Annotated in this window: 23 protein-coding genes; 8 read left to right on the forward strand and 15 right to left on the reverse strand. The window is 55.5% G+C overall.

Going from position 1 to position 25313, the window contains the following annotated elements; all coding sequences use genetic code 11:
• Positions 1 to 7: 7 nt before the first annotated feature.
• Positions 8 to 640: a leucyl/phenylalanyl-tRNA--protein transferase gene (aat, locus tag ACRZ91_RS09765; RefSeq protein ID WP_480904715.1), complete on the forward strand. Its 633-nt coding sequence runs from the start codon at positions 8 to 10 to the stop codon at positions 638 to 640.
• Here aat and ACRZ91_RS09770 read toward each other — a convergent pair.
• The 6 genes from ACRZ91_RS09770 to ACRZ91_RS09795 all read right to left on the reverse strand — a co-directional run bounded on the left by ACRZ91_RS09770 (position 604) and on the right by ACRZ91_RS09795 (position 4466).
• Entirely contained in the window at positions 604 to 963 is a 360-nt protein-coding gene (locus ACRZ91_RS09770; RefSeq protein ID WP_170775094.1) for a DUF2155 domain-containing protein, read from the reverse strand. The genes aat and ACRZ91_RS09770 overlap by 37 nt on opposite strands.
• Positions 960 to 1412: an outer membrane lipid asymmetry maintenance protein MlaD gene (gene mlaD, locus ACRZ91_RS09775; protein ID WP_010443265.1), complete on the reverse strand. Its 453-nt coding sequence runs from the start codon at positions 1410 to 1412 to the stop codon at positions 960 to 962. Before mlaD ends, ACRZ91_RS09770 begins: the two co-directional genes overlap by 4 nt.
• Before the next feature lie 3 nt (positions 1413 to 1415).
• Positions 1416 to 1799, reverse strand: coding sequence for an NADH:ubiquinone oxidoreductase subunit NDUFA12 (locus tag ACRZ91_RS09780; protein ID WP_480904718.1), 384 nt, complete (start codon positions 1797 to 1799; stop codon positions 1416 to 1418).
• A gap of 79 nt (positions 1800 to 1878) precedes the next feature.
• Positions 1879 to 2241 carry a RidA family protein gene (locus ACRZ91_RS09785; protein WP_480656060.1) on the reverse strand — a complete coding sequence of 121 codons (363 nt, stop codon included), beginning with the start codon at positions 2239 to 2241 and terminating at the stop codon, positions 1879 to 1881.
• A gap of 191 nt (positions 2242 to 2432) precedes the next feature.
• Positions 2433 to 3698, reverse strand: a complete 1266-nt coding sequence (gene clpX / locus ACRZ91_RS09790; RefSeq protein ID WP_480904721.1) for an ATP-dependent Clp protease ATP-binding subunit ClpX — start codon at positions 3696 to 3698, stop codon at positions 2433 to 2435.
• 135 nt (positions 3699 to 3833) lie between these two features.
• Entirely contained in the window at positions 3834 to 4466 is a 633-nt protein-coding gene (locus ACRZ91_RS09795) for an ATP-dependent Clp protease proteolytic subunit (RefSeq protein ID WP_010443269.1), read from the reverse strand.
• A 295-nt stretch (positions 4467 to 4761) separates the two neighbouring features.
• Between ACRZ91_RS09795 and ACRZ91_RS09800 the strand changes: the two genes are divergently transcribed.
• From ACRZ91_RS09800 to ACRZ91_RS09815, 4 genes are all read left to right on the forward strand, one after another.
• The gene (locus ACRZ91_RS09800; RefSeq protein WP_480456298.1) at positions 4762 to 5103 is read left to right on the forward strand and encodes an ArsR/SmtB family transcription factor; all 342 of its coding nucleotides are present in this window, start codon (positions 4762 to 4764) and stop codon (positions 5101 to 5103) included.
• A 188-nt stretch (positions 5104 to 5291) separates the two neighbouring features.
• Positions 5292 to 5429, forward strand: a complete 138-nt coding sequence (locus ACRZ91_RS09805; protein ID WP_480904725.1) for an entericidin A/B family lipoprotein — start codon at positions 5292 to 5294, stop codon at positions 5427 to 5429.
• A 1376-nt stretch (positions 5430 to 6805) separates the two neighbouring features.
• Positions 6806 to 7018, forward strand: coding sequence for a hypothetical protein (locus ACRZ91_RS09810; RefSeq protein ID WP_170476667.1), 213 nt, complete (start codon positions 6806 to 6808; stop codon positions 7016 to 7018).
• 241 nt (positions 7019 to 7259) lie between these two features.
• Positions 7260 to 8069 (forward strand): hypothetical protein, encoded by an 810-nt coding sequence (locus ACRZ91_RS09815; RefSeq protein WP_480904729.1) that lies wholly within the window; start codon positions 7260 to 7262, stop codon positions 8067 to 8069.
• 469 nt (positions 8070 to 8538) lie between these two features.
• On the opposite strand, the gene ACRZ91_RS09820 is transcribed toward ACRZ91_RS09815, so the two are convergent.
• The 3 genes from ACRZ91_RS09820 to ACRZ91_RS09830 form a co-directional block, all read right to left on the reverse strand.
• Positions 8539 to 11679 (reverse strand): efflux RND transporter permease subunit, encoded by a 3141-nt coding sequence (locus ACRZ91_RS09820; RefSeq protein WP_480904732.1) that lies wholly within the window; start codon positions 11677 to 11679, stop codon positions 8539 to 8541.
• A 4-nt stretch (positions 11680 to 11683) separates the two neighbouring features.
• Complete coding sequence (locus ACRZ91_RS09825) at positions 11684 to 12811, reverse strand: efflux RND transporter periplasmic adaptor subunit (protein ID WP_480904736.1); 1128 nt, start codon at positions 12809 to 12811, stop codon at positions 11684 to 11686.
• A 910-nt stretch (positions 12812 to 13721) separates the two neighbouring features.
• Positions 13722 to 16004: an adenosylcobalamin-dependent ribonucleoside-diphosphate reductase gene (locus tag ACRZ91_RS09830; RefSeq protein ID WP_480904739.1), complete on the reverse strand. Its 2283-nt coding sequence runs from the start codon at positions 16002 to 16004 to the stop codon at positions 13722 to 13724.
• Positions 16005 to 16118: 114 nt separating this feature from the next.
• Here ACRZ91_RS09830 and ACRZ91_RS09835 point away from each other — a divergent pair, with 114 nt between their 5' ends.
• The gene (locus tag ACRZ91_RS09835) at positions 16119 to 16550 is read left to right on the forward strand and encodes a DUF1489 family protein (RefSeq protein ID WP_170543240.1); all 432 of its coding nucleotides are present in this window, start codon (positions 16119 to 16121) and stop codon (positions 16548 to 16550) included.
• On the opposite strand, the gene hisG is transcribed toward ACRZ91_RS09835, so the two are convergent.
• The 3 genes from hisG to hisS are packed head-to-tail and all read right to left on the reverse strand — an operon-like array spanning position 16547 to position 19812.
• A complete protein-coding gene (hisG, locus tag ACRZ91_RS09840) occupies positions 16547 to 17236 on the reverse strand; it encodes an ATP phosphoribosyltransferase (RefSeq protein ID WP_480904743.1) in 690 nt (229 codons plus the stop codon). The two genes, ACRZ91_RS09835 and hisG, sit on opposite strands and share 4 nt — an antisense overlap.
• The gene (locus ACRZ91_RS09845) at positions 17233 to 18321 is read right to left on the reverse strand and encodes an ATP phosphoribosyltransferase regulatory subunit (protein ID WP_480904746.1); all 1089 of its coding nucleotides are present in this window, start codon (positions 18319 to 18321) and stop codon (positions 17233 to 17235) included. Before ACRZ91_RS09845 ends, hisG begins: the two co-directional genes overlap by 4 nt.
• Positions 18322 to 18324: 3 nt before the next feature.
• On the reverse strand, positions 18325 to 19812 hold the full coding sequence (hisS, locus tag ACRZ91_RS09850; protein ID WP_480904749.1) for a histidine--tRNA ligase: 1488 nt from the start codon (positions 19810 to 19812) through the stop codon (positions 18325 to 18327).
• A gap of 125 nt (positions 19813 to 19937) precedes the next feature.
• Here hisS and ACRZ91_RS09855 point away from each other — a divergent pair, with 125 nt between their 5' ends.
• Together ACRZ91_RS09855 and ACRZ91_RS09860 are read left to right on the forward strand one after the other, a co-directional pair.
• Positions 19938 to 20132: a SlyX family protein gene (locus tag ACRZ91_RS09855; protein WP_480904752.1), complete on the forward strand. Its 195-nt coding sequence runs from the start codon at positions 19938 to 19940 to the stop codon at positions 20130 to 20132.
• A 10-nt stretch (positions 20133 to 20142) separates the two neighbouring features.
• A complete protein-coding gene (locus ACRZ91_RS09860) occupies positions 20143 to 20715 on the forward strand; it encodes an imm11 family protein (protein ID WP_480904755.1) in 573 nt (190 codons plus the stop codon).
• Positions 20716 to 20851: 136 nt separating this feature from the next.
• Here ACRZ91_RS09860 and ACRZ91_RS09865 read toward each other — a convergent pair whose 3' ends face one another.
• The 3 genes from ACRZ91_RS09865 to dnaE all read right to left on the reverse strand — a co-directional run bounded on the left by ACRZ91_RS09865 (position 20852) and on the right by dnaE (position 25022).
• Positions 20852 to 21223: a hypothetical protein gene (locus ACRZ91_RS09865; protein ID WP_010443295.1), complete on the reverse strand. Its 372-nt coding sequence runs from the start codon at positions 21221 to 21223 to the stop codon at positions 20852 to 20854.
• A gap of 2 nt (positions 21224 to 21225) precedes the next feature.
• On the reverse strand, positions 21226 to 21435 hold the full coding sequence (locus ACRZ91_RS09870; RefSeq protein ID WP_010443296.1) for a YMGG-like glycine zipper-containing protein: 210 nt from the start codon (positions 21433 to 21435) through the stop codon (positions 21226 to 21228).
• Positions 21436 to 21521: 86 nt separating this feature from the next.
• On the reverse strand, positions 21522 to 25022 hold the full coding sequence (gene dnaE / locus ACRZ91_RS09875; protein WP_480904759.1) for a DNA polymerase III subunit alpha: 3501 nt from the start codon (positions 25020 to 25022) through the stop codon (positions 21522 to 21524).
• Positions 25023 to 25313: the final 291 nt, after the last annotated feature.

Genomic DNA, 25313 nt, shown 5'->3' on the forward strand with positions numbered 1-25313 from the left:
ACCCGGCATGAGCCTTTCCCCTGAACTTCTGCTGCATGGCTACTCCATCGGCATCTTTCCGATGGCAGAGCACCGCGATGACCCCGAGCTGTTCTGGGTCGATCCGAAGATTCGCGGCGTGTTCCCGCTGGATGGCTTTCACATCTCACGCAGTCTGGCGCGTCGCTTGCGGACGTGTGGGTTCACGATAAGCATCAATCGCGATTTTGCGGGCGTGGTGGATGGTTGCGCCGACCGATCGGAAACCTGGATCAATCCTGAACTGCGCCGCCTGTATCAGGAATTACATCGGGCAGGCCGCGCGCATTCCCTCGAAGTCTGGGAGGGTGCTTCGCTGATTGGCGGGGTTTATGGCGTGGTTCTGGGCGCAGCCTTTTTTGGCGAAAGCATGTTTTCGCGCCGCTCGGACGCATCGAAGATCGCACTTGCTTATCTGGTGGATCGGTTGCGCCAAACCGGGTTCACGCTGTTCGATACGCAGTTTCTAACCGCGCATCTGGCCTCATTGGGCGCGATCGAAATCCCGCGTGCAGTTTATCACAGCGAGTTAAAGCAAGCGCTTGATATAAAATCAGATTTCACCGCTGATCTGCAGCAGACGCCTCAGGGTGTGATACAGCGGATCACCCAGACATCGTAACGCGCATGGTCCAGCGCGTTCAGCGCGGGTGAGGTCGCGATCATCCAGCCATCAAATAACTGCTGCGCCTTGCCCTGTTCCCAGATAGTCAGATAGGCAAAGGCGTCGCCTGTGGGGTTGTCAGCCGGGTAGCGGCAATCGCCCAGTGCAACGTCCAACCCGAACACGGTCGCCGTCTGTCCGTTCTGAACCTCGATATCCAAGGTCTGCCCGCTAACCTTATCCAGCCCGCGCAGCATGGCGCCCGGACCGGATTCTACCTTTTGCTGTGCAGCCGCAGCAGTCACGGTGACCAGCAGCGCAGCGAGGGCCGCACGGATCATTCGCTGCCGTCCCCTGCAACAAACTTGACCAACAATGAGATCAGGCTGACCGCGCCCTGTGTGTCCTCGATCTCATCACCCGGCTCAAAATAGAACGGAGAACCGCCGGGCATCACCTCGACAAAATTGCCTCCCAGCAAACCTTCTGAGGAAATCACAACTGCGCTGTCATCCGGGATCAGAATGCCATCCGCCACGGAAAATTGTGTATCGGCACGGTAGGTGTCAGAATTCAATGTAACGCCCGTTACTGTACCGATTTTCACACCGGCTAGGCGCACATCGGTTCCAACGCCGACACCTTCAAGAGAACGAAAAGACGCGCCCAGCTCGTATCCTGCGCTGGACTGGGACAGGCCAGTGGACTGGCTGGCATAGACGCCAAAAGCAATGGCGCAGGCTAGAACGGCACCGCCGACAATAACTTCGGTCTTGGTATGAGCTGACATTGCTTATTCCGGGCTCCACGCCTCGTAGTCCGAGCGCTCTACCGGTTCAGCACGACGCAGCGACCCTGCCGGAGCATAGGCCAGCGCGGTTCCCGTCAGGTTTTCCTGATGCGGTTTCTCCCAGGATTTGTGGGCCAGAGGTTTGTCGGTTGGCGGTTCATCCCAAGTGCGATGCAGCCATCCATGCCAATCAGGGTCGATCCGGCTGGCCTCGGCCTCACCATTGAAGATCACCCAACGTTTGCTGTCGTCTGCGTTACGATAGAACACGTTGCCTTCATCGTCTTCACCGACCTTGATCCCTTTGCGCGCAGTGTAGAACTGCGTGTTCAGGGTGGCTCCGTTCCACCAGGTCACGGCCCGCAATAGACTGTTCAGGATTCCCATCGGCTGCCTCCGGCATTTCTGTCCCCGAAGATATGGACCAAAGGCACGCTGAGGTCCAGTGCCACCGGGCTCGCCTGCGTCATTCCGGCAGAATAGCAGTAACCTCAATTTCAATCCGATATTTCGGATCGATCAACCCGCATTCAATCATCGTGGCTGCAGGAGGGTTCGCGCCAAACCTCTCGGCCAAAACAGGCCAGCAAGGCTCGAACTCAGTGCGATCCGGCAACATATATGTGACGCGCACAACGTCTGAGAATGATGAACCAGCCTCGATAAGCGCATTTTCGATAATCGACAGAGCTGAGCGACATTGGTCAACCACCGTGTCCCCCTGACCTACAGTCCCCGCGACATGAACCCAGCCTCTAGTGACAACTGCGCGGCAATAGCCGGCCTTGGCCTCGAATTCGCCGCCAGATGATATCCGTTTGATTGCCATGGTCGCCCACTAAAATTGCCTCAATGACCTCAGAGCCGATTCAATGCGAGGCTCTGCCTCGCGCTCCGAAGTATTTATAGCCAGATGAAGAGCAGACCCCTGCCTCATCTGGCTATTAATACTTCGGGGAACTCGACCAATGGCGACGGGGGCAGAGCCCCCTAACCAGTGCCGCGGGCAATCAGCCTCGGTCAACCAGCGGAAGCAGATTCAGCTGCATCAGCGTAGATGATCAGTGGTTGCGAATCCGACGTTACCGCTTCCTCATTGACTACGACTTCGGTCACGTTCTTCATGCCCGGCAGTTCGAACATTGTATCCAGCAGGATGTCTTCGAGGATCGAACGCAGACCACGCGCACCGGTTTTGCGCTCGATCGCTTTTTTCGCAATCGCTTTCAGCGCGTCATCGGTAAAGCCCAGTTCGGCGTCTTCCAATTCGAACAGGCGCTGGTATTGCTTGACCAAAGCGTTCTTGGGGCTGGTCAGGATGGTAACCAGCGCATCTTCGTCCAGATCTTCGAGCGTTGCCAGAACCGGCAGACGGCCAACAAATTCAGGGATCAGGCCAAACTTCAGCAGATCCTCGGGTTCAAGATCCTTGAAGATCTCGCCCACACCGCGTTCGTCATTGTCGCGGACATCAGCCCCAAAGCCCATAGCCGAGCCTTTGCCACGTTGCGCAATAATCTTGTCGAGGCCTGCAAATGCACCACCACAGATAAACAGGATATTTGTGGTATCCACCTGCAAGAATTCCTGCTGAGGATGCTTACGGCCACCCTGCGGCGGAACGCTGGCCACGGTGCCTTCCATCAGCTTCAGCAGCGCCTGCTGGACGCCCTCACCCGAGACATCGCGAGTGATCGATGGATTCTCGGACTTGCGAGTGATCTTGTCGACTTCGTCGATATAGACGATGCCGCGTTGTGCGCGTTCGACATTGTATTCGCTGGCTTGCAGCAGCTTGAGAATGATGTTTTCGACATCCTCACCCACGTAGCCGGCTTCCGTCAGCGTGGTTGCGTCCGCCATCGTAAACGGCACGTCCAGAATCCGTGCCAGCGTTTGCGCCAGCAAGGTCTTTCCGCAACCGGTGGGACCGATCAACAGGATGTTGGATTTGGCAAGCTCGATATCACTGCCCGCTTTCTGGGCGTGATTCAGACGCTTGTAGTGGTTGTGTACCGCAACCGACAGAACCCGCTTGGCGGTGGCCTGACCGATCACATAATCATCCAACACTTCGCAGATATCCTTGGGCGTTGGCACGCCGTCCGAGGATTTCAGGCCGCTGGCCTTGGTCTCTTCACGGATGATATCCATGCATAGCTCGACACATTCGTCGCAAATGAACACGGTCGGGCCTGCGATCAGCTTACGCACCTCGTGCTGGCTTTTGCCGCAAAAGCTACAATAGAGCGTGTTCTTGCCGTCACCGCCTGAATTCGTTGCCATGCTTTACCCCTCGGGCTCCGTCTCAGCAGCCCGTCTCGGGACCGCGCTTGCCGTATATGCCTGCAGCTTAGGCCAGCCCTCTGGCAGCTACAATCTCAAAATCAATCCTCACGCCTGACGCGCGCGGATTTGAACCTAGGCGTCGTCGCCGTCCATTTTGGCGCGGTTCTCGACGATCTCGTCGATGTGACCCCACTCCTTGGCCTCTTCCGGGCTCATGAAATTGTCGCGATCCAGAGCCTTTTCAACCGCCTTTTTTGTCTGACCCGTATGACGAACATAGATATCATACAGGCGATCCTTCAGCTTTTGGGTCTCCGCTGCGTGAATCATAATGTCGCTGGCTTGACCCTGATATCCACCGCTGGGCTGATGCACCATGATCCGGCTGTTGGGCAGAGAAAACCGCATTCCCTTCTCGCCACCAGCCAAAAGAACGGACCCCATCGAAGCCGCCTGACCGATCACCAATGTAGAACATTTCGGCTTGATATACTGCATTGTGTCGTAAATCGACAAACCGCTGGTGACCACGCCACCGGGCGAATTGATGTAAATCGAGATTTCCTTGTTCGGGTTTTCAGCCTCGAGATGCAGCAGCTGAGCGACGACCAGATGGCTCATTCCATCGTGGATCGGTCCGTTGATGAAAATAATTCGCTCTTTCAGAAGGCGCGAGAAAATATCATACGCGCGTTCGCCCCGGCTGGTCTGCTCGACGACCATGGGGACGAGAGTGTTCATATATGTTTCAACTGGATCGAACATTCGGAACCTGCCTGCTTTGCGATGGATCGGGACTTTACCCGAAGAAGAGTTACCCGAGTCTTAGTGCTGCTGTTGGGGGGCTGCAAGGGGGGCTGAGCGTTCCGAGGAATTCCTTCGGTTTCCGAAACTCCTCCACGAGAGGTCTGGCAAACCGACAGGAATATACCACATAACATCACGTTATTTTGATCCGTGCATATAATGATACATGCCTAGTAGTTGTACCAATTGCACTTTCAACCTAGTAACTTCAGACAATCTCGAACTTGGGCGAATATAATCGAGGAACACGATCATGGCTTTGCCGCAAATGACCGAAGATATGTCACAGACCGAACTTGAGCGGATGGTTGAGAACGCAACTCGCGCGTCGAATTTCCTCAAGGCGATCAGCCACGAAGGGCGTTTGATGATCCTGTGCCACCTTGTTTCCGGCGAGAAATCCGTGACCGAATTAGAGCGGCTCCTGTCGGCCCGGCAGGCGGCGGTCTCACAGCAATTGTCACGCCTCAGATTGGAGGGGCTTGTCGTTCCCAGACGGGAGGGCAAGACAATCTACTACCGATTAGCGGACGAAAGACCCGCGCGGATACTTGAGGTGGTGTACGAGCTGTTCTGTAGTCCGGAAGCAGGCTAATCCCTGTAAATCTGGCTAAAATCCAAGGTGTAACTGGAAACGGGCCCAAGGTTTTCTCCGTAGTCTTGAGGTCGTATTTACGCGCCGTTCGCTATACGAGCGATGTATGCGAAGGAGCCTTTAAAATCTGTGGCTCTGATACATAAAAGCTGCTACCCAATTCGAAACAAGCACTTATGGAGCAATCGATGATCCGAGCAATTCTAATTGGCCTGGCCCTATTCACACTTACCGCTTGCGAAACCGCAAAGGGTGCGGGCAAAGACATCGAAAATGCAGGCGATGCTATCCAGAACGTGGCTGAGGACGTTCAGGAAAACATCTGATTGCGACGGGATGTTGCGGTTTAGCAACGCCAAATCCGCAATATGTAGTTGCCAGCCCCAAACAACAGGCGTAGTGTCGTCCGCACAGGTGCATAGACGCGGCATTGCATTTCTGACACTTCTACGGGGTTCTTTTGCGCAAGCAAAAGAACCCCGTTCCGTTCCGGAGGTTTGTGCGTGGTAGCCTGTATGAACCTTAAGTTCTAAAAAAGGAAAAGGCGCCAGGTGCTCAGACGCGGTCTTTGCATGCATCCTTACGGACACTCCTGACGCCTTGCCGGTTCGAACCGCCCGAGGGGCGTCCCGATCCAGTTGCCTCTGCCCCCGAAGAGGCATTGGCGACTGCCACACGCGCTATGTCGCGTCGCAGCCCGCGCAGACCTTCTGAGAAGCCGACCACCTAATCCGAACCGAAGCCCAGTTTATCTGATCCACTACCGGTAAACCATTGCAACCAAGAACAAATCCTAAAACCTGCCTTTGTCGCCGTGGCCCCCTTGGCCTTTGCGTCCAGCCCCTGTTCCGAAGATCAGAAGCCGTGTCCAGACTTTTGCATCAGGACCCTGTTCGGGCAAGAAAATAGCACTGCAGCATGAAAATTAGACGGGGATAAACTGTTGATATCCGGCGGGAGATAATTGTGGATAACCCGAGAATTTGCGTCATGACACAGGCTTGGACGCAGACAAATTAAAAAGCGTGCTACGAGCCAGATACTACCCAGTTTCTGCACTTGCGAAGGTTCTGAGCGTTGTTCTTAGGGTGCAGTAACAAAGGAATCGGTATTCTGAACCCCGATTTTTCGAATCGAAGAACCAATGATTCCCTAGCGCACGTGACAATTCCATTCACTTGCGATCCTCAGGACGAGTTGGCATGCCGGATTAACGTAACCCCATCTGATTGCGCGCAAACGCATTGGTGAAATCACCTCTTCCGAAATCGGCCAAGTGTTCATCATTTCTGATGCGCTTTTGGGCAGCCCTGTATTGCGCAAATACTTTTTGTATTCTGTAAACTAATGCGCATGGCACTTGTTTCGCATTCGGATCCGACACGGGTAGGCATTCACTTGAACTGCCACCAATCGCCAATGTCACAAAAGTGCCAAAAACGCGGCAGTGCATTGGCGTTTCATGTTAAGACCGAAACGTCATAGGCTGTGAAATGGGCTGCAAACGGAGGAACCAATCATTATACGAACAATCGTACTCGCGCTTGTGGCAAGCGTCATTGCAAGCCCTTCTTTAGCAACGTTTCTTGTGTCCTGCGAAGCGCCTGATGAGTCAGGCGTTGCGGTAGCATTTGGCTTCGGATCCGTACCCGGCCTTGCGATTGTCAGTGCGATTATCCACGCGGATGGACAGGACTGGAGCATGACAGAGACAGAAGGTGCGCTGCCCCTTGTTTTGGCTCAGGGGGCTGCGGAGAACACGCACACGTTGCTGGATTTCGCCGATCCTGAGTTTGACCGCATTGTTGCATCAGTGCGGCTGATAACGGCTGTTGAAGGCGACGACCAAATCACCGTTGGCACGCTCAAGATCCCGGAGGTCGGGGTCTTTCCGCTGGTCTGTGAAGGACCATGACCCCCATCTTCGCTAGAAACGTGTGGGCGGGCACGGGGAGAAAACCAATGCCCCCGCCCTAGTGAATGAACATCCAGTAATAGCTTCATTTTCCGTTTTTTAGCGATCTCAGCCCACACTTGGCCTATAGATATGAGGTTAACTCCCGGGACATGTTCAGAAGTGGCATTTTCTAGCTACATTCCAGACTACGCCCGCCCGGCAACCTTCTAACGGCCGTGCCACCGCAGGAGACAGTCGCATGATCCAAGAAATACATCGACCCGGAGATCCAGTAGCTGACATTCTCTTCAATTGGCTTCCATTTCTTGGGATGGTTGCGCTCGGCGTAGTAGGATTGGTCATCACCGCGCGGGGCTATCGGCACTATCTGAATTCGACATATTTGAAGCGAGCCGGTCGATCTGGGCAGGCGCGTGTGACCGACAAATGGGTCAAGAAGGGCCACGTTGGTCGCGACGAACGGAATCGCACCAAACCTTCGAAACGTCACTTTTTGCGCTTCCAACTTTTGGATGACCCGCGCGCATTTTCCCTAAAAGAAGTCGCTCCGATAGACCTTTGGAACGCGGTCGAGGTCGGCGACATGGTCGACGTGCTCTATCACCCGCAGCGGCGCTTGATGCGCCTTGCTGCCTGGACGAACTACAGCGGGACAAACGCAGGTGCAGCCCAGATGGCAATTGGTGCGGTCATGCTGTCAGCAGCCGTCGCTTCTGTTTCAGAAGGCGCAGTCTCGGCTTTGCGAAGTCCTGAGCAGCGCATTGCTGGCGAAAAATGGGTTCGTAGCAAGGCAGAGGTTTTGAACATGGGCAAGCCCGCGGATCCGTATCTGCGCATGTTTGCTCCAGGGTCCCGGATGATCCGCGTCGTGTTCGGAGAAACCCATGGAGGCGCATTCTTAGGGAATGAGCGCATTATCCATGTCACTCCAGCAGAAATCGAGACTTACGACATCGACGAAGGCGCGATCCTAGTTGCCTGGATGGACCCGGAGAATGAATTCAATGCTGTTCTGGACCTTGAGCAGCGTGACACAGATTTGCGTTGATTGTTTTGGATCGAATTGTACGGCGACAAATACACTCAGATGGTGGGTTTGTCCCGGATTGTGTCATTGATCGCGGTTGCAAAGAAAGTGCAGTCTTGATTCTGAAAAAGTCGAAGTACTGAATGACCAAATTTGCAACGCGAGCATCGACATCGCTTTGTGTCTACCGCATATGAAAACATGCTGCGACAGCGCTCTCTGAATTTCAAAAGTCTAGAAGCTCCGCGAGTTGCACGTTGATGATTGATCTGATGCTGCGTTGTGGATGAATGTCGGCAATGTGGGCTGCGACCGTAGCATACGAATTGGCTGGTGAATGTTTCTTTTCGGCCGTGTGATCGGGTGTTAAATTCGATATAAAAGTTATTTTGAATAATACATAATGATGAAAAGAGCCGCATGAGAACTTGGTTTTCAAAAAGTGGCTCAGCCGTAACTCGGATTGCTAAATCCTGCTTTTCTGAACGTTCTAAACAGCGTTTTCGCCACCTCCCTCATTCATTTTGCCATGTACTTTCTCCCTGAACCGTTGCGCGATGATGTAAAGGGGCGGGATGACAAATATGCCCACAAGAGCAGCTGCGATCATCCCTCCGAAAACCGGCGTACCTACACCTCTGCGAGCAAGCATAGAGGCACCGTCGGCCACAATCAGCGGGTAGAGTCCGGCAATAAATGCAAAGCTGGTCATCATGACCGCGCGAAAACGCGCACGGGCGCCCTGAATGGCTGCATCCACGGCGTTCAGACCTTGCCGGTACCGATCCATTGCGAATTCGACGATCAAAATTGCATTTTTGGCGGCAAGCGCTATCAGGACCACCAATCCGATCTGGGCGTAGAGGTTGTTCTGGAGACCCAGCAACAGCAGCGCACCCAACGCGCCGCAAACCGCAAAGGTGACCGAGAAAAGGACCGCAAGCGGTATCGTCCAACTCTCGTAAAGCGCAACAAGGAAGAGATATGCGAACAGCAAAGCAAGCCCCAGAACAATAGGTGTCTTTCCGGCGGCCTCAATCTCTTGCTGCGCGGTTCCGGTCCAATCGTAGCTGTAGCCTTCTGGCAGAGTCTGGGCTGCAATTTCTTCCATCGCCGCAATGGCCTCGCCCATTGACACGCCCGGAGACGGTCCACCGTTTATGGTGACGGCCCGAAAATTATTGTAGCGGGCGAGCAATTGCGGACCCAGAATGAGTTCTACCTTCGCCACGGCGCGCACTGGCACCATATCTCCGTCGTGATTTCGGACATGAATACGAGCAATATCTCCGACATTGGCCCGGTATTTCTCATCTGCTTGTAAGTTGACCTGCCACGTCCGACCGAAAAGGTTCATGTCATTCACGTGATACCCGCCCAAAGTGACCTGCATGGCCCGGAACAGGTCGTCGACATCCACGCCAAGCGTCTGCAGCCTTTTACGATCGAGGTCGAGATTCAGTTTTGGCGACTGCGCAGAGAATGTCGTGTAAACGCCCGACAACCGTGGGTCGGCGTTGGCGGTTGTGACGAACCCCGCCGCAGTTGCACCAAGATCTGAAACGCTGTCGCCATGCAAGTCCAAAAGCTCGAACTCGAACCCGGCACCAGTGCCCAGACCAAGGATCGGGGGCAGATTGAAAGGAAAGGCAATGGCGTCTTCCAAACCGGCAAACTCGCGCCGGACATGCCGGATCGAGGATCTTACGGATAAGGCGGGATCGGTTCGATCTTCAAACGGTTGCATGATCGCGATGCCAAACCCACTGTTCGACTTGTTCAGGCCGTCGACAAAGCTGAAGCCTGTGACTGTCATGACATCCTGCACGCCCGGCGCGGATTTGATGATGGTCGAAACGTCCTCCATCACTTTGGATGTGCGATTGATCGAGGCGCCTTCGGGTAGCGCGACTTCAACGAAATAGGCCCCTTGATCTTCGACGGGAAGAAACCCGGAAGGTGTGGTCTTAAACAGCCATCCTGCGCCAAAAAGTGCAAAACCGAGCAGTAAAACAGCCAGGATTGTCCGTCGGGCGAGGATTGAGACCGCATAGGCATAGCCATCGCGCGCGTTGTCTATACGGCGCGATATCCAGGCCAGCGGTCCACGCTTGGGGGCGCTCTCACGGCGCAGCAGCACCGCGCACAGGGCCGGGCTGAGTGTCAGGGCGTTCAAAGCAGAAATAAGCATTGAAAAGGAAACAGCCACAGCGAATTGTTGGAACATCGTTCCCGTAATGCCGGGAATGAATGCAACCGGTACAAACACCGACAGCAGCACACAGGTTATGGCCAAAATGGGGGCCGTAATCTGTTTCATTGCCTCGCCGGTGGCTTCAGCCACGGTCATCTCAGGGTTTTCGCCCATTACCTTTTCGACGTTTTCGATCACCACGATCGCATCGTCCACGACGATGCCGATCGCAAGTACCAGCGCCAGCAACGAGACGGTATTGAGTGAAAAACCCAATGCCAAAATGAACGCCAGTGCGCCAACAAGCGATACCGGAACCGCGATCAGCGGGATCAGCGCCATCCGCAGGTTGCCCAGAAACAAGAAGACCACGATCACCACCAGGGCAAACGCTTGCACCAGAGTTTTCACAACTTCATCGATACTGGCGCGGACGAAGGTCACCGAGTTGTAGGGCACACTCCAGTTAACCCCATCGGGAAAGGCGCTCTGCAATCCAGTCAGCGCCTTTTTTATGGCCTCTGATGTGTCCAGGGCATTCGCGCCCGGCTCAAGGTAGACACCGATCATTGCGGCTGGCTTATTGTCAAAAGAAGAAAAGGAATCCCGGGTCTTTGCCCCAAGATCTACTCGTGCGATATCACTGATCAGAACGAATGAGCCGTCTGGACGAGCCCGCACTACAATCTCTTCGAACTCTGCGACGGTGCTCAACCGGCCTTGCGTCTGAATACTCAGCTGAAAAGTCGGGTCATTTGTCATCGGCTGCGCACCGACGCGCCCCACCGCTGCCTGAACGTTTTGCGCATTCAGCGCGGCAATCACATCGTCGACGGTCACCGAAAGACTGGTCATCTTGTCGATGTCGAGCCAGATGCGCATGGAGTAATCAAGCGCCCCGAACAGCGTCGCATCCCCTACCCCGGGTGATCTTTTGATGCTGTCCAGAACGTTGATTGTCGCAAAATTCGACAGAAACAATTCGTCGTTCTTCGGGTCGTCCGACGTAATGGCCACGACCTGCAACAGAGCCGAGGACTTCTTTTTGGTGTTGACGCCTGCGCGTGTGACCTCTTCAGGCAATGCGGACATGGCCAGGCTGACACGGTTCTGCACATTGACGGCGTTGATATCGGGGTCCGTTCCAGGCTCGAAAGTGACCTGCAGGTTATAGCTGCCATCCGAACCGCTCGTCGATTCCATATACAGCATGTCACTGACCCCGATCACCTGTTCTTCGATGATCTGGGCAACGGTCGACTCGACGACTTCAGCCCCGGCCCCGGGGTAACTGGTAGTAACCTGAACCTGCGGCGGGACAATGTCGGGCAGTTGCTCCACCGGCAGCTGTGTAATGGAAATCAACCCGGCCAGCGTAATCACCACCGAGATGACAATTGCAAATCTGGGGCGGCGGATAAACAGTTGCGAGATCATGGGATCAGTTTCCGCTGGTGGCTGACGATGTGTTCTGGGGTGTGGAGATACTGACCTCGACGCCCGCATGAACGCGCTGAAGGCCGTCGGTGACAACCTGGTCCCCTTCGGTCAGACCGCTCGAAATGACGGCTTCGGCCCCTTCGGTCCGTCCCAATTGAATCGGCTTCTTTTCAACCTTGTCGTCGCTTCCGACCGTGAATACAAAGTAACCCGACTGATCTTTTTGCAAAGCTTTGGCGGGGATCACCAGCGATTTGTCCTGCGTGGGATCTGTGACAAGAACCCGCACCAGCTGATTATCAATGAGTGACCCATCCGCATTAGGAAAAGACCCCCGGACCAGAACGGTATCCGTGCCCGACTGCACCTGCGTGTCAGCCACTTCAATGCTGCCTGTTTCACCGTATGTCGTGCCATCGGCAAGAATCAGCTGCAGTTTCAGCGGTTCAGAGTCCGACGCCTTGGCACGGCGGGCGCGAAACTCAAGCAGTTCGGCTTCGGTTACCGGAAAGGTTACATTGATGGGATCGATGCTGGACAGCGACAACAGGGTTCCACCCTCTGGGCTGACGAATGCGCCCACGGACAAGTCCGTCAGTCCGATCCTGCCATCAAAGGGCGCGGTTATCTTTGTATAAGACAGGTCAAGCTGAGCGTTTTGGAGGCTGCCCTGTAGTTCCAGCACATGCCCATCCGCCTCACCTTGCTGCGCTTCCGCTTTCTGAACGACAGCCTGAGGTGTGTCGCCTTTGGCGTATAGCTTTTGCTGTCGATCAAGCTCGATATCGGCAATTTTCTTTCCCGCTTGTGCCGCTTGGATTTGTCCTTGAATTTCCGTGACGGTCGCCTCGTAGGAACCCGGTTCGATCTCGATCAGGACATCCGCCGCTTTAACGCTTGAGCCGTCCTTGAAATTAATGGACTTCACAAATCCAGGTACGCGCGCGATCAGGTCGACACGATCCAACGCCTCGATCCGGCCAGTGAACACTTCGGTCAAAGATACCTGTTTCATCTCTGCCGACGTCACGGTCACTTTAGGCTTCGTTTGGCTGTCCTGCGCAATGACAACAGAAGGATTCAGACCAAAGTTCAAAATCACTGCGGTGACTAACAGCCTTACTGACAAGTTTCATCCTCCAGAAGAGTTTCGTCTGTGCTCTCGTTGAAACCACGGTAACGTAATGCTGTTGAAAATCCAGCAATCACATTGAGTGCATTTTCCACCGACTCAACCAATTGGAAGTCTTTGCAAATTAAGCAAGGCGCCTTGGTCTCATAATGCTGCCGCCAATACGTCGAGACTTTTGAGCAATCTATGAGTTCAATTAGTTTCTGATCCCGCAGGCGCAGCGAATGTCAGGAGAGAGGGCTGCAACTGCAGCATGGCAATGGCATGACGAACGTCCGAAATAGGTCATTCCAAGAAATTCATGCTCCTCGCAAAAACCGGTCGCTGTCTCTGGCGGTGAAGTGTGTTCTAAGGCGTAATTCCAGAACAGCAAAATCTGCCTCGCGAAGGAACTCCGACGCGTCATCTGCCGATTTAAAGAACTGTGTATTGTCTTTGAACATTCGGTCGTTGCTCGTGGGTAAATATTTGTCGGCGTTCTCTGCTATGGCGTTTCGACGCGTACGGTCGTTCGCATAAACTCAGAAGGTGTTGGGAAATCATTTTTTGACAACGCGCTACTCACATTTCTTGGTTTTGCATTGAGACTGCAGCCTCGACCGAAACGTGTCCAGACGGTATGGCAATCTCTGACAATCAAAGTTGGTGCAACTAATGCTTCGGGTGGAAGAAACTCTAATCTGAATGACTGCTTTCCAAGATTCGCATCTGGATTTCGCATCCACAGTGAATGTCTGCTCCCGGCCCAACCTTTCAAGCAAATTGAATTAGTCAACGTCCCAAGTATTGGGCTTTGGCAGCTGAAGTCCTCCGTTTGAGACAATGGCAAACTTATGAGCTCAAAATGGCAATCCCTAGGGCCAAAATGGCAATACTATGGGTACGTCAACAACTAAGCACCCTGAATCTAACCGCATTTCGAATGGCCGCAACTTCTGCAGGTCATGCAGCCTTCGATCATCACCATGTCGAACTGACCACAGGACGGGCATGCTTTGCCGCGTGGAGTGTCGATATTGACAACTTGCGCCTGGGGGTCCGACTTTAGGCCCATTCCTTCACCTTCGAGAAATCCGATTACAACCATATGCTGCTCGATCACGCCACCAATTGCAGCAAGAATTGAAGGGATGTACTTGCCCTTGACCCAAGCCCCGCCGCGTGGATCAAAGACGGCTTTCAGTTCTTCTACAACAAACGAAACATCTCCGCCCCGGCGGAAAACTGCGGAAATCATCCGCGTCAGGGCCAGCGTCCAGGCATAGTGCTCCATGTTCTTCGAATTGATGAACACTTCGAACGGTCTACGACGACCACTGATGACAATGTCGTTGATCGTCAGATAGATCGCGTGTTCGCTGTCGGGCCATTTCAGCTTGTATGTCGACCCTTCCAGAGATTGCGGACGATCCAGCGGCTCTGACATATAGACGACTTCGCCGCCATCAACCTCCTGCGGCGCAGCGGCACTTTCACCTGGTGCTGTATCTGTACTCTCTGAGACGGTCAGAACGGAACCCGTCACATCGTTGGGGCGATAGGTCGTACAGCCTTTGCAGCCTTGATCCCAAGCCTGCATGTAGACATCCTTGAAGGCGTCAAAGCTTATATCTTCGGGGCAGTTGATGGTCTTCGAAATCGAGCTGTCGATCCACTTCTGCGCCGCGGCCTGCATCTTGACGTGATCAGACGGCGACAGCGTTTGTGCGTTGACGAAAAAGTCTGGCAGCTCCGTATCCCCGAACTTATCGCGCCACAACTGGACGGCATAGTCGACTACTTCTTCTTCAGTGCGCGAACCGTCTTTCTGCAGCACCTTGCGCGTGTAAGCATACGCAAAGACCGGCTCGATCCCTGATGAGACGTTCCCGGCATAAAGCGAAATCGTACCAGTCGGCGCGATCGACGTCAGCAGCGCGTTGCGGATGCCGTGTTCGCGGATCGCATCGCGCACGTCTTCGTCCATCTGCTGCATGGTGCCACTGGCTAAGTACTTCTCGGCATCAAACAGGGGAAACGCGCCTTTCTCTTTTGCCAAGTCCACCGAAGCCAGATACGCGGCGCGGGCAATCGCGTGCAACCAGCGCTCGGTTTGACGCGCCGCCTCGTCCGAGCCATAGCGCAGGCCCAACATCAGCAGTGCATCCGCCAGACCCGTCACGCCGAGCCCGATACGGCGTTTGTCCTGCGCTTCCGCCTCTTGTTCAACCAGCGGGAATTTCGACGCGTCGACCACGTTATCCATCATACGAACGGCGGTGGCGACCAGCTCTTGCAAAGCGTCCTCATCCAGATGCGCCGCATCCTCAAAGGGCTCGGCCACCAACCGTGCCAGATTGATCGAGCCCAACAGGCAAGCACCATAAGGTGGCAACGGCTGTTCGCCGCATGGATTGGTCGCAGCAATCGTCTCAACGTAACTGAGGTTGTTGGCCGTGTTGATGCGGTCGATGAAGATCACACCTGGCTCGGCATAGTCATAGGTCGCCTGCATGATCTTGTTCCATAGATCACGGGCCTGAACGGTGTGATAGACTTTACCGTCAAACACCAGATCCCACGGGCCATCGGCTTTGACCGCTTCCATGAACGGATCGGTCACCAGAACCGACATGTTGAACATGCGTAGCCGCGCCGGGTCGGATTTGGCGGTGATGAACTGTTCGATATCCGGGTGGTCACAGCGCATGGTCGCCATCATCGCCCCACGGCGCGAGCCTGCGGACATGATCGTGCGACACATGGCATCCCAGACATCCATAAAGCTCAGCGGGCCAGATGCGTCTGCAGCAACCCCTTTAACGTCCGCGCCGCGTGGACGGATGGTCGAGAAATCGTAACCGATCCCCCCACCCTGCTGCATGGTCAGAGCGGCCTCTTTCAGCATATCGAAGATACCGCCCATGCTGTCGGGGATCGTGCCCATCACAAAGCAGTTGAACAGGGTCACTTGACGTGCGGTGCCCGCCCCAGCGGTGATGCGACCAGCAGGGAGGTATTTGAAATCCTCAAGCGCGGTGTAGAACTTTTCTTCCCAACGCGCCGGGTCCTGTTCCACCCGCGCCAGATCACGTGCAATTCGCCGCCAACTGTCCTCGACCGTCTGATCGATGGGTGTGCCATCCGCCTGTTTGAAGCGGTATTTCATGTCCCAGATCTGCTCGGCGATGGGGGCGGCAAAGCGGCTCATTGGTGATTCCCTGTGCTGAAAGAGGTATTCAGACTATCATCCACAATACCTTGATGACAATCGCGCATGAGCTACAATGGATAGATAGTCGATGAACGACTCTGTGGGAAAGCTGTGGATAAGTACGTAAACCTCATCAAACTTTCGGTTGGATCAGAAAGCGTCGACACGCTGATCGCATGGCAGGATAGCCGAAAACCTCTCTATGAGGACGGATGTCCGCGCCATGTCACACGCATGTGGCCCAAACGTGAATCGGAGATTTTGAATGGCGGATCAATCTATTGGGTGATCAAAGGAGTCGTCCAATGCCGTCAGCAGATTCTACGGCTGGACGAGGTGCGCGGCGAGGATGGAATCCGCCGCTGTGCCATCGTTCTCGACCCCGAGGTGCATCGCACGCAGAACGCTCTGAAACGCCCGTTCCAAGGCTGGCGCTATCTAAAACCCGAGGATACTCCGGCCGACTTGCCCAGAGGACGCGAGCAAGACGATGCCCTACCCGACGACCTGAACCGTGCCCTGGCGGATATCGGCGTGCTTTAGCGCAACCGATCCAGCAGGTCGTTCAGAATCGTCTTCTCGGATGCGTTATAGGTTACCACCCGGCTGCGCCACAAAGTCGCTTGCGACTGCAAGATCAACCCATCTGATAGGATTTTCAGGTGGTTGGCCCGCAGAGTTTCGCCAGTTGACGTAATATCAGCAATCGCCTCGGCGGTTTCGTTCACCACCGTGCCCTCAGTCGCGCCTTGGCTATCGACCAGGGTGTAGTCGGCCACGCCCGCTTCTGTCAGGAATTCACGAACCAATCGATGATACTTGGTGGCGATACGCAGCCGGTGCCCGTGCGCCTTGCGGAAACTCGCAGCTGCCGCGTCCAGATCGTCCAACGTATCCACATCGACCCAGCAGGCAGGTGTTGCGATGATCAAGTCAGCCTTGCCGAACCCAAGCGGGGCGACCTCTTCGACCTGCTGTTCCCACCGCGGCAGTTTCTCTTGCACCAGATCAATCCCGGTCACACCCAGATGAACGCGCCCAGCGGCAAGCTCGCGCGGTATCTCCCCGGCGGATAGCAGGATCAGCGAGACGCCATCAATCCCCTCAACTTTGCCTGCATATTCCCGGTCCGATCCGCTGCGCGAAAGGGTGATGCCGCGCTTTTCAAACCACGCGAAGGTCTTGTCCATCAATCGGCCCTTCGAGGGCACGCCCAGTTTCAGGCTCATTGCGCAGCCTCCTCGATTTCGAGCATCAGGTCCGGGCGGATCACGCCGCCAATAGCCGGAATCTCGGCCCCACCTCCCAATTGCCGGGTCAGCGCATCATAGCGCCCACCGGTTGCGACCGGTGGCAGATCAGGGCGGCCTTCGGCGTAAAAACCGAATACAAAACCGTCGTAATACTCCATCGAGGTTCTGCCATAAGACGCCTCAAAATCCAGTGTATTCACGTCCACGCCCCGCGCCTGCAGGGCTGCGATACGGGCTTCCAAACGATCCAGCGCGGGCGTGATCTGCGGCAGGTCAACCGCCACGTCGCGCAATTGTTCCAGCGCAAAAGGCATGGTTTCGCGCACATTCAGCAGTGTCTCCAAACCGGCCAGTTCATTGTCCGAGATCGGCGGCGCGGCGCAGTCTTCACGTAGGGCTTCAATCCGGTCGAGGATTTCCGGCGCGCGGCGTTTACCGATCATGGGCACGTCAATCGCCAATGGGTCAGCTGCGTCAAGCAGAGCATCGCGACCCTCAAGGCCCGCTTTGCGCCCGGCGTATCGGTCCAGCAGAACGCGGAACCGGCGAGGCCGCCAGAGATGCCGCATCAGTGCGGCCTTGCGGCGGTCAGTTGTCTTCAGGCCCGCGACAGCGGCGATCAGAATGCCGATATCACCGGTCGCTGCCCGCAAGGGTAGCCCGCGTAGTTGCAGGGCAAACAGCGAAAAAACCTCGGCATCTGCCCCAGCGGGGTCTTCGCGATCAAAGACTTCGTAACCGACCTGGATATACTCATTAGCCCGGTCGTGATCGTGTTCCTGACGACGGAACACTTCGCCGGAATAGGTGTATCTTGCAGGTTCAGCCCCTTCGGACATGTGCATCTGCACCACTGGCAAGGTGAAGTCCGGGCGCAGCATCTGCTCACCCCGCAGCGCATCCGAGGTCACATAGGCGCGCGCACGGATATCTTCACCGTAGAGGTCCAGCAGCGTACCCGCAGGTTGCAACAAAGGTGTGTCCACCACATGCGCACCCGCGGCCTCGAACCGGACGCGCATCATTGCGGCGCGGGCCTGTATTTGGGAACGATTGGGCATGAGTCAGTCCTGACTGTCCAAAATTTCGCGCACCTTGGCGACCAGATCTCCGCGTAGCACTTCAAACTGGCTGGGTCGTTCTTTCCATTCCTCAAGCGTGGCGCTTTCGGCAATCTTGGCGCCAAGAATCAGGTCCTTAATTTGCACAATTCCCTTGTCTTTTTCGTCACCACCTTCGATCACAGCGATCGGAGAGTTCCGCTTGTCCGCGTATTTCAGTTGGTTGCCAAAGTTCTTGGGGTTGCCCAGATACACCTCGGCTCGGATACCTGCATTGCGCAGCTCGGTTACCATGGCCTGATAGTCGGCCATCCGATCCCGATCCATGACGGTGACGACCACCGGACCGGTGGCTTGCGCTGCGATCCGACCCTTTTCGCGGAGCGCGGCCAGTAAACGATCAACACCGATCGAAATACCCGTCGCAGGCACTTCCTGTCCGGTAAAACGCTTGACCAGATCGTCGTAACGCCCGCCGCCCGAGACCGACCCGAATTGCCGTTTGCGGCCTTTCTCGTCGAATATCTCGAAGGTCAGTTCGGCCTCATAAACCGGCCCAGTGTAGTAGCCGAGGCCACGGACAACCGAAGGATCAATCTCGATCCGGTCCGATCCATACCCTCCCGCATCCAGCAGGGCACCGATCTGCTCCAGCTCGGCAATGCCATCCGCGCCAATCTTGCTGTCGCCCACGGCCGCGCGCAGGTTTGCCAGCGTACCAGCTGTGTCGGCAGCCTTCGAGGTCAGGAACGCGATCACAGGTTCGGCCTGATCATCGCTGAGACCAACACCATCAATGAACGCCCCAGAGGCATCCAATCGGCCCTTGGTCAGCAGCTCTCGCACACCGGCCTCCCCGACCTTATCAAACTTATCGATAGTGCGCAGAACATTATCGCGGGCGGCCAATTCTTCGCCGAGGCCCATCGCCTCAAGCACACCATTCAGAACTTTGCGGTTATTGACGCGCACAAGATAGTCACCACGTGGGATGCCGACGGTTTCCAGCGTGTCCGACAGCATGGCGCAAATCTCGGCATCGGCAGCCATCGACGCCGTGCCCACCGTATCCGCATCACATTGATAAAACTGACGATACCGCCCCGGCCCCGGTTTCTCGTTCCGCCAGACCGGACCCATCGCGTAGCGGCGATAGGGCGTCGGCAAATCATTGCGGTGCTGCGCATAGACGCGGGCCAGAGGCGCGGTCAGATCATAGCGTAGGGCCATCCAATCGCCCTTGTCATTCTCATCGACTTCCTGCCATGCAAACACGCCCTCGTTCGGACGATCCACATCTGGAAGGAACTTGCCCAGCGCTTCGACGGTCTCAACCGCACTGCTCTCTAAGGCATCAAATCCGTAACGATGATAGACACCCGCAATCGTCCGCAGCATTTCGGTGCGCTGCGTGACTTCCTCGCCGAAATAGTCGCGAAACCCTTTCGGCGTTACGGCCTTGGGGCGGGGCTGTTTCTTGGGCTTGGCCATGTGGGGCGTCCTTGGGATTTAGTGTTCCGCGCGCGGTCTATCCCATGGCTACCATCGGAGCAAGGCGGGGTTTCACTGGTCATGGGCTGCCGGGGTCGCTAAGAGACGCCTATAAGGAGAGCCCCATGCAGCATCTGGAAGAACAGATCGCCCATCTGACCCGCACGGTCGAAGAGCTGAACTCTGTCGTCACAAACCAACAGAGCGAGATCGACCGCCTGACCCGCCGCGTCGAGATTTTGCTGCAGCGAGAAGCAGAACGCGCGCAGGAAGGTTCAGGCGGAGTTGTGTTCGGCGACGAACGTCCGCCGCATTACTGAGGGCAGGCTGATGGCGAGTGAGGACAGCAACGCGCCTTGCGTGTGGATTGCCACGACAGTGAACAATATCAATGTCATCGAAGGTGTAATCCGAAAGGAATACACTCCTCAATGGCGCGAAAGGCAGTCGTCCGAGGACGTTGAATGGTCCAAGCGAATGGTTCAGGAAACTGACTTGGGTTGGAAACGCGGTGAGCTGCTGACCAAAGAGCAAATTGGCAGTCTGTGGTATTACAACTCCAAAACCGAATACTACACCGCGCCGTTTATCAGCGGAGGTGGCTATCCTCTGGTTTCAGAAGCCGCCAAATCAGTTCTGGAACAGTTCGATCTGGGGGACACAACGTTTCATCCGCTGACGTTGATGGATTCGACCGAAAACCAACTGACCACGTCCGAGCGGTACTACTTTCAGAACGTGTGTAACAAACGATCCATGGGCAACTACGATGTATTGGGGCCAGAGGGGGATATCCGTTCACCGCTGGATAACATCGGCAACGGAATCTGCTACCATCCTAGAAGCAAACGAGAAGCTGAACTTGTAGTCATTCCCGAAGTGTTGGGCGGGCCGGACCTCTGACTGGACCCAAAAGTTCCAAATCTTCTCTTTTTATCCGATCGTCTCGTCCGTGGCCTGAAAGACGCCCAAATGGATAAAGGCTGGGGCCTTGTGCGTTGCCCGGTTGGCAGGCTTTAGCGCCAGCAAGACCAAGCGCTTACAACCCCAGCGTCGATTTCACCGCATTGTCGACCACACCGCCCAGCAGGGCGTTTTTGTCAGCGGCACAGCCCTCGGACAACGCGGCGATAAAGGCTTCGCGCAGTTGCGCCTTTTCCTCGTCAGTGGCTGCATGATCCTCGATATTGATCTGACGATTGTAAAGCGACAGGGCCGTCATCTTTCCAACTACGGCCACGACAAATTCTTCGTCGCCATCAGCCTCTTCAGCGATCGATGCGCATGTATAGTGCATCACGGGCAAGGCATCCTGCACCAATTGCTCTGCAGAATCGTCAGCCACAGCAAATGTCGGAAGGACAAAAAGCGCGGCACAGGCGGTGGATTTGATGGAATTTTTCAGCATCATGATCACTTCCAGTTATGTCCGATAATCGCCCCGGCGACACCGCCGACCGCGGCCCCCTTGCCGTCTCCGACTAAAGCACCGACGCCTGCACCAACCAGAGCGCCAGTAACAGTATTTTTCTTCTTGTCGTCCGCTTGAACGGCAGTGGCCAACGCCAAAGCACATGCCACCGCTAGGCTAAGTGATCTGAAATCAATACCTGAATTCGTCATTTCGGAACCCTCCTGTGAAATGACCCCTAAGGTTATTCAGTCAGCCTAGCTGGGCACATCGCTTAAGGCAACAATTCGGTTTGTGGTCAAACTTCCTCGATCTCCGAGATTCCCTCAAGCGATTTGAGGGCACCTTTGATCTGGGGATTGATCGCATAGTTTCGTCCCAGATCCAATTCGACCTCACCCGGCAAACCGGGATCAAGCAGGCAGACGTAAACTGGGCCTTTGGCAGCCCTTTTGGCGTTGCTATCTGCGTCTTCCAACACTTTCGCCATGCTTGGCAAAACCTTTGAATCTTCCACAAATACGCGCAGGCCTGTGGCCCCAGCCTCGGCGACCACCACGTCGACCGGACCAACTGACCGACCCAACAGCTTGAGCTGATCCGCCTCCATCGTGGCTTCGGCGGTTAATACGACCTGAGCGCCGGTTTCCAAAAACTCGCGCGATTTCTCTAGTGTTTCTGAGAATAGCGTGACCTCGAATGCTCCGGTGGGATCTGAGAGCTGAGCAAATGCGAACCGATTGCCACGCGCCGACTTTCGCTCTTGCCGTCCGGCGACGACACCGGCCATTTTTGCAATAAACGGACCAGAGCGCGCCTTTTCAGTCACCTGATCTAGTGTCAGCACCTGTTTACGCTTCAATGCAGGCATATAATCATCCAGCGGATGGCCGGACAGATAGAACCCGATGGCCTTGAATTCTTCGCTCAACCTCTCAGCGGGCAGCCAGTCTGGTGCGGGTGACAGCCGAGGTTCGGGCAGGTCATCTCCTGCCTCACCAAACAGCGACACCTGGTTCGAGTTTTTCTGATCATGGATGGCGGCTGAATATTGCACCAGCGGGTCCAGGCTTTCAAACACGCGACGGCGATTCTTGTCGAGTTCATCGAACGCACCGGCACGCGCCAGCATCTCTAGCGGGCGCTTGCCGACTTTTTTCAGATCAACACGGCGAGCAAAATCGAAGAGGTTCACAAATGGCTTGTCCGCGCGCCCATCGACGACGAGGTTCATCGCCTCGACACCCACGTTTTTCAGCGCACCCAGCGCATAGACCAGATGCCCTTCCACCACGTCAAACGTCGCCTGAGATCGGTTCACGCAGGGCGGCACATAGGGCAGTTCCAACCCCTTTCGGACCTCTTCAAAATAGACAGCCAGCTTGTCGGTCAGATGGATATCGCAGTTCATGACGCCCGCCATGAACTCGACCGGATGGTTCGCCTTTAGCCAGCCGGTCTGGTAGCTGACGACCGCATAGGCGGCAGCGTGGGATTTGTTGAAACCGTAGTTGGCGAACTTTTCCAGCAGGTCGAAGACCTCGGAGGCCTTCTTGGCATCAACGCCATTCTCACCCGCGCCCTTTTCGAATTTGGGGCGTTCGGCATCCATCGCCTCTTTAATCTTCTTGCCCATAGCGCGGCGCAGCAGGTCGGCACCGCCTAGGCTGTACCCTGCCATGACCTGCGCGATCTGCATCACCTGCTCCTGATAGACGATGATGCCTTGGGTTTCCTCAAGGATATGGTCGATCAGAGGATGCACGGATTCGATTTTGCGCAGCCCGTTCTTGACCTCGCAATAGGTCGGGATGTTCTCCATCGGGCCGGGACGATAGAGCGCCACAAGGGCCACGATGTCCTCAATGCAGGTGGGTTTCATACGCTTGAGCGCATCCATCATGCCCGAGGATTCCACCTGGAACACCGCCACGGTCTTGGCCGCCGAGTAGAGTTTGTATGTCATCTCGTCATCCAGCGGGATGGCGTTGATCTGGTTTACCGCTCCTTCGGCAGGTTCATAGAGTTCCGCGCCGTCGGGCGCGATATGCAAATCCCGCCCAGACTTGAAGATCAAATCCATAGCATTCTGGATCACAGTCAGCGTTTTCAGGCCCAGAAAGTCGAATTTTACTAACCCGGCCTGTTCTACCCATTTCATGTTGAACTGGGTCGCGGGCATGTCCGAGCGCGGATCCTGATAGATCGGCACCAGTGCATCCAAAGGACGGTCGCCAATCACCACACCAGCCGCGTGGGTTGAGGCGTTGCGCAGCAATCCTTCGACCTGCTGGCCGTAAGTTAAAAGGCGGTCGACAACTTCTTCGCTGCGTGCCTCTTCCCGTAGGCGCGGTTCATCCTTCAATGCCTTTTCAATGGAAACGGGTTTAACGCCTTCGACCGGGATCATCTTGGAAAGTCGATCCACCTGCCCGTAGGGCATTTGCAGGACCCGCCCGATATCACGCACGGCAGCTTTCGACAGGAGTGCACCGAAGGTGATAATCTGACCTACCTTGTCGCGCCCGTATTTCTGCTGCACATAGCGGATCACCTCTTCACGGCGGTCCATGCAGAAATCGATATCAAAGTCTGGCATCGAGACCCGCTCGGGGTTCAGGAACCGTTCAAACAGCAGCGAATAACGTAGTGGGTCAAGGTCGGTAATCGTCAGCGCATAGGCCACCAGCGAGCCCGCACCCGAGCCACGTCCCGGGCCAACCGGGATGTCTTCATCCTTTGCCCACTGGATAAAGTCAGCAACGATCAGGAAATAACCCGGAAAGCCCATTCCTTCGATGATGTCGAGTTCGAAATCCAGACGCTCTTGATATTCTTCCGGTGTCACCGCATGCGGGATCACCGCCAGACGCTTCTGCAAGCCCTCATTCGCAATGCGGCGCAATTCTGCCACTTCGTCATCAGCAAATTTTGGCAGGATCGGATCGCGGCGATAGGCCATAAACGCGCAGCGCTTGGCGATCTCAATCGTGTTTTCAATTGCCTCGGGCAGATCGGCAAACAAGGTCACCATCTCTTGCTGCGACTTGAAATAGTGCTGTGCGGTCAGGCGGCGGCGGCCTTCCTGCTGGTCAACATAGGCACCTTCGGCGATGCAGATTAGCGCGTCATGCGCCTCGTACATGTCCGTGGTCGGGAAATAGACATCGTTTGTGGCGACCAGCGGCAGGTTCTTGGCATAAGCCATCTCGACATGACCGCGTTCGGTCAGGCGTTCGGCCTCGGGCTGACCATCTTCATCTGGGTGACGCTGAAGTTCGACATAAAGCCTGCCCGGGAACATCCCTGCTAGTCGATCCATCAGAGCCTCGGCCGCTGGGCGCTGGCCTTGTTGCAACAACATCCCAACCGGCCCATCCGGCCCACCCGTCAAGCAGATCAAGCCGTCCGAGTGCTTTGACAATTCGTCTAATGTAACCTGCGGCAACCGCCCGCCCTTGTCCACGTAAAGGCACGAGCTGAGCTTCATCAGGTTTTCATAACCGACCTCGGATTGTGCCAGAAGAACCAAGGGCGCAGGCGCCTTCGGCTTCTCACCCGGCTGTGCTTGTACGTAGGTCAGATCAACTTGACAGCCCATAATCGGCTGAATGCCCGCCCCGCTGGCGGTCACGGCGAACTCCAGCGCCGAGAACATGGAATTGGTGTCGGTCACCGCAACGGCGGGCATTTCCATCTTCTCGCAAAGACCCGGCAGCTTTTTCAGCCGCACGGCACCTTCCAGCAGAGAATATTCGGTGTGAACGCGGAGGTGAATGAATCGGGGATGGCTGCTCATTCCTGCAAGCTATCCCAGCAAACAGGGATGCAAAAGCAGGAACCCACCCCATGGATTCGGCAAAATAATCGCGCGGATTATTCGGATATTTCTGAAGGTGCTTCTGAGCTCCCGCAAGCCCGATCCAAGAAAATACTTTAATTTCAGAGCACTGAACGATAGATAGATGCGGCAATTGACCACAATTCGCGCCATATGATGTATCACAGAGACAGTTTTTCTTGCCAGATCGCACAGCCTGTTTCTAACATCAGATGGCAAGCTACACGCCCGCCACTCTTTCTACGTCGC

This window comes from Ruegeria sp. O11 (genome assembly GCF_056535285.1).

Coding starts and splice junctions, on each gene's coding strand:
- ACRZ91_RS09785 (WP_480656060.1), bottom strand. CDS start 2,241: ATGGCAATCAAACGGATATCATCTGGCGGCGAATTCGAGGCCAAGGCC.
- ACRZ91_RS09800 (WP_480456298.1), top strand. CDS start 4,762: ATGGCTTTGCCGCAAATGACCGAAGATATGTCACAGACCGAACTTGAG.
- ACRZ91_RS09820 (WP_480904732.1), bottom strand. CDS start 11,679: ATGATCTCGCAACTGTTTATCCGCCGCCCCAGATTTGCAATTGTCATC.
- ACRZ91_RS09865 (WP_010443295.1), bottom strand. CDS start 21,223: ATGATGCTGAAAAATTCCATCAAATCCACCGCCTGTGCCGCGCTTTTT.
- ACRZ91_RS09860 (WP_480904755.1), top strand. CDS start 20,143: ATGGCGAGTGAGGACAGCAACGCGCCTTGCGTGTGGATTGCCACGACA.
- hisS (WP_480904749.1), bottom strand. CDS start 19,812: ATGGCCAAGCCCAAGAAACAGCCCCGCCCCAAGGCCGTAACGCCGAAA.
- ACRZ91_RS09815 (WP_480904729.1), top strand. CDS start 7,260: ATGATCCAAGAAATACATCGACCCGGAGATCCAGTAGCTGACATTCTC.
- ACRZ91_RS09855 (WP_480904752.1), top strand. CDS start 19,938: ATGCAGCATCTGGAAGAACAGATCGCCCATCTGACCCGCACGGTCGAA.
- ACRZ91_RS09845 (WP_480904746.1), bottom strand. CDS start 18,321: ATGCCCAATCGTTCCCAAATACAGGCCCGCGCCGCAATGATGCGCGTC.
- hisG (WP_480904743.1), bottom strand. CDS start 17,236: ATGAGCCTGAAACTGGGCGTGCCCTCGAAGGGCCGATTGATGGACAAG.
- dnaE (WP_480904759.1), bottom strand. CDS start 25,022: ATGAGCAGCCATCCCCGATTCATTCACCTCCGCGTTCACACCGAATAT.
- aat (WP_480904715.1), top strand. CDS start 8: ATGAGCCTTTCCCCTGAACTTCTGCTGCATGGCTACTCCATCGGCATC.
- ACRZ91_RS09830 (WP_480904739.1), bottom strand. CDS start 16,004: ATGAGCCGCTTTGCCGCCCCCATCGCCGAGCAGATCTGGGACATGAAA.
- mlaD (WP_010443265.1), bottom strand. CDS start 1,412: ATGTCAGCTCATACCAAGACCGAAGTTATTGTCGGCGGTGCCGTTCTA.
- ACRZ91_RS09795 (WP_010443269.1), bottom strand. CDS start 4,466: ATGTTCGATCCAGTTGAAACATATATGAACACTCTCGTCCCCATGGTC.
- ACRZ91_RS09805 (WP_480904725.1), top strand. CDS start 5,292: ATGATCCGAGCAATTCTAATTGGCCTGGCCCTATTCACACTTACCGCT.
- ACRZ91_RS09770 (WP_170775094.1), bottom strand. CDS start 963: ATGATCCGTGCGGCCCTCGCTGCGCTGCTGGTCACCGTGACTGCTGCG.
- ACRZ91_RS09810 (WP_170476667.1), top strand. CDS start 6,806: ATGACAGAGACAGAAGGTGCGCTGCCCCTTGTTTTGGCTCAGGGGGCT.
- clpX (WP_480904721.1), bottom strand. CDS start 3,698: ATGGCAACGAATTCAGGCGGTGACGGCAAGAACACGCTCTATTGTAGC.
- ACRZ91_RS09870 (WP_010443296.1), bottom strand. CDS start 21,435: ATGACGAATTCAGGTATTGATTTCAGATCACTTAGCCTAGCGGTGGCA.
- ACRZ91_RS09780 (WP_480904718.1), bottom strand. CDS start 1,799: ATGGGAATCCTGAACAGTCTATTGCGGGCCGTGACCTGGTGGAACGGA.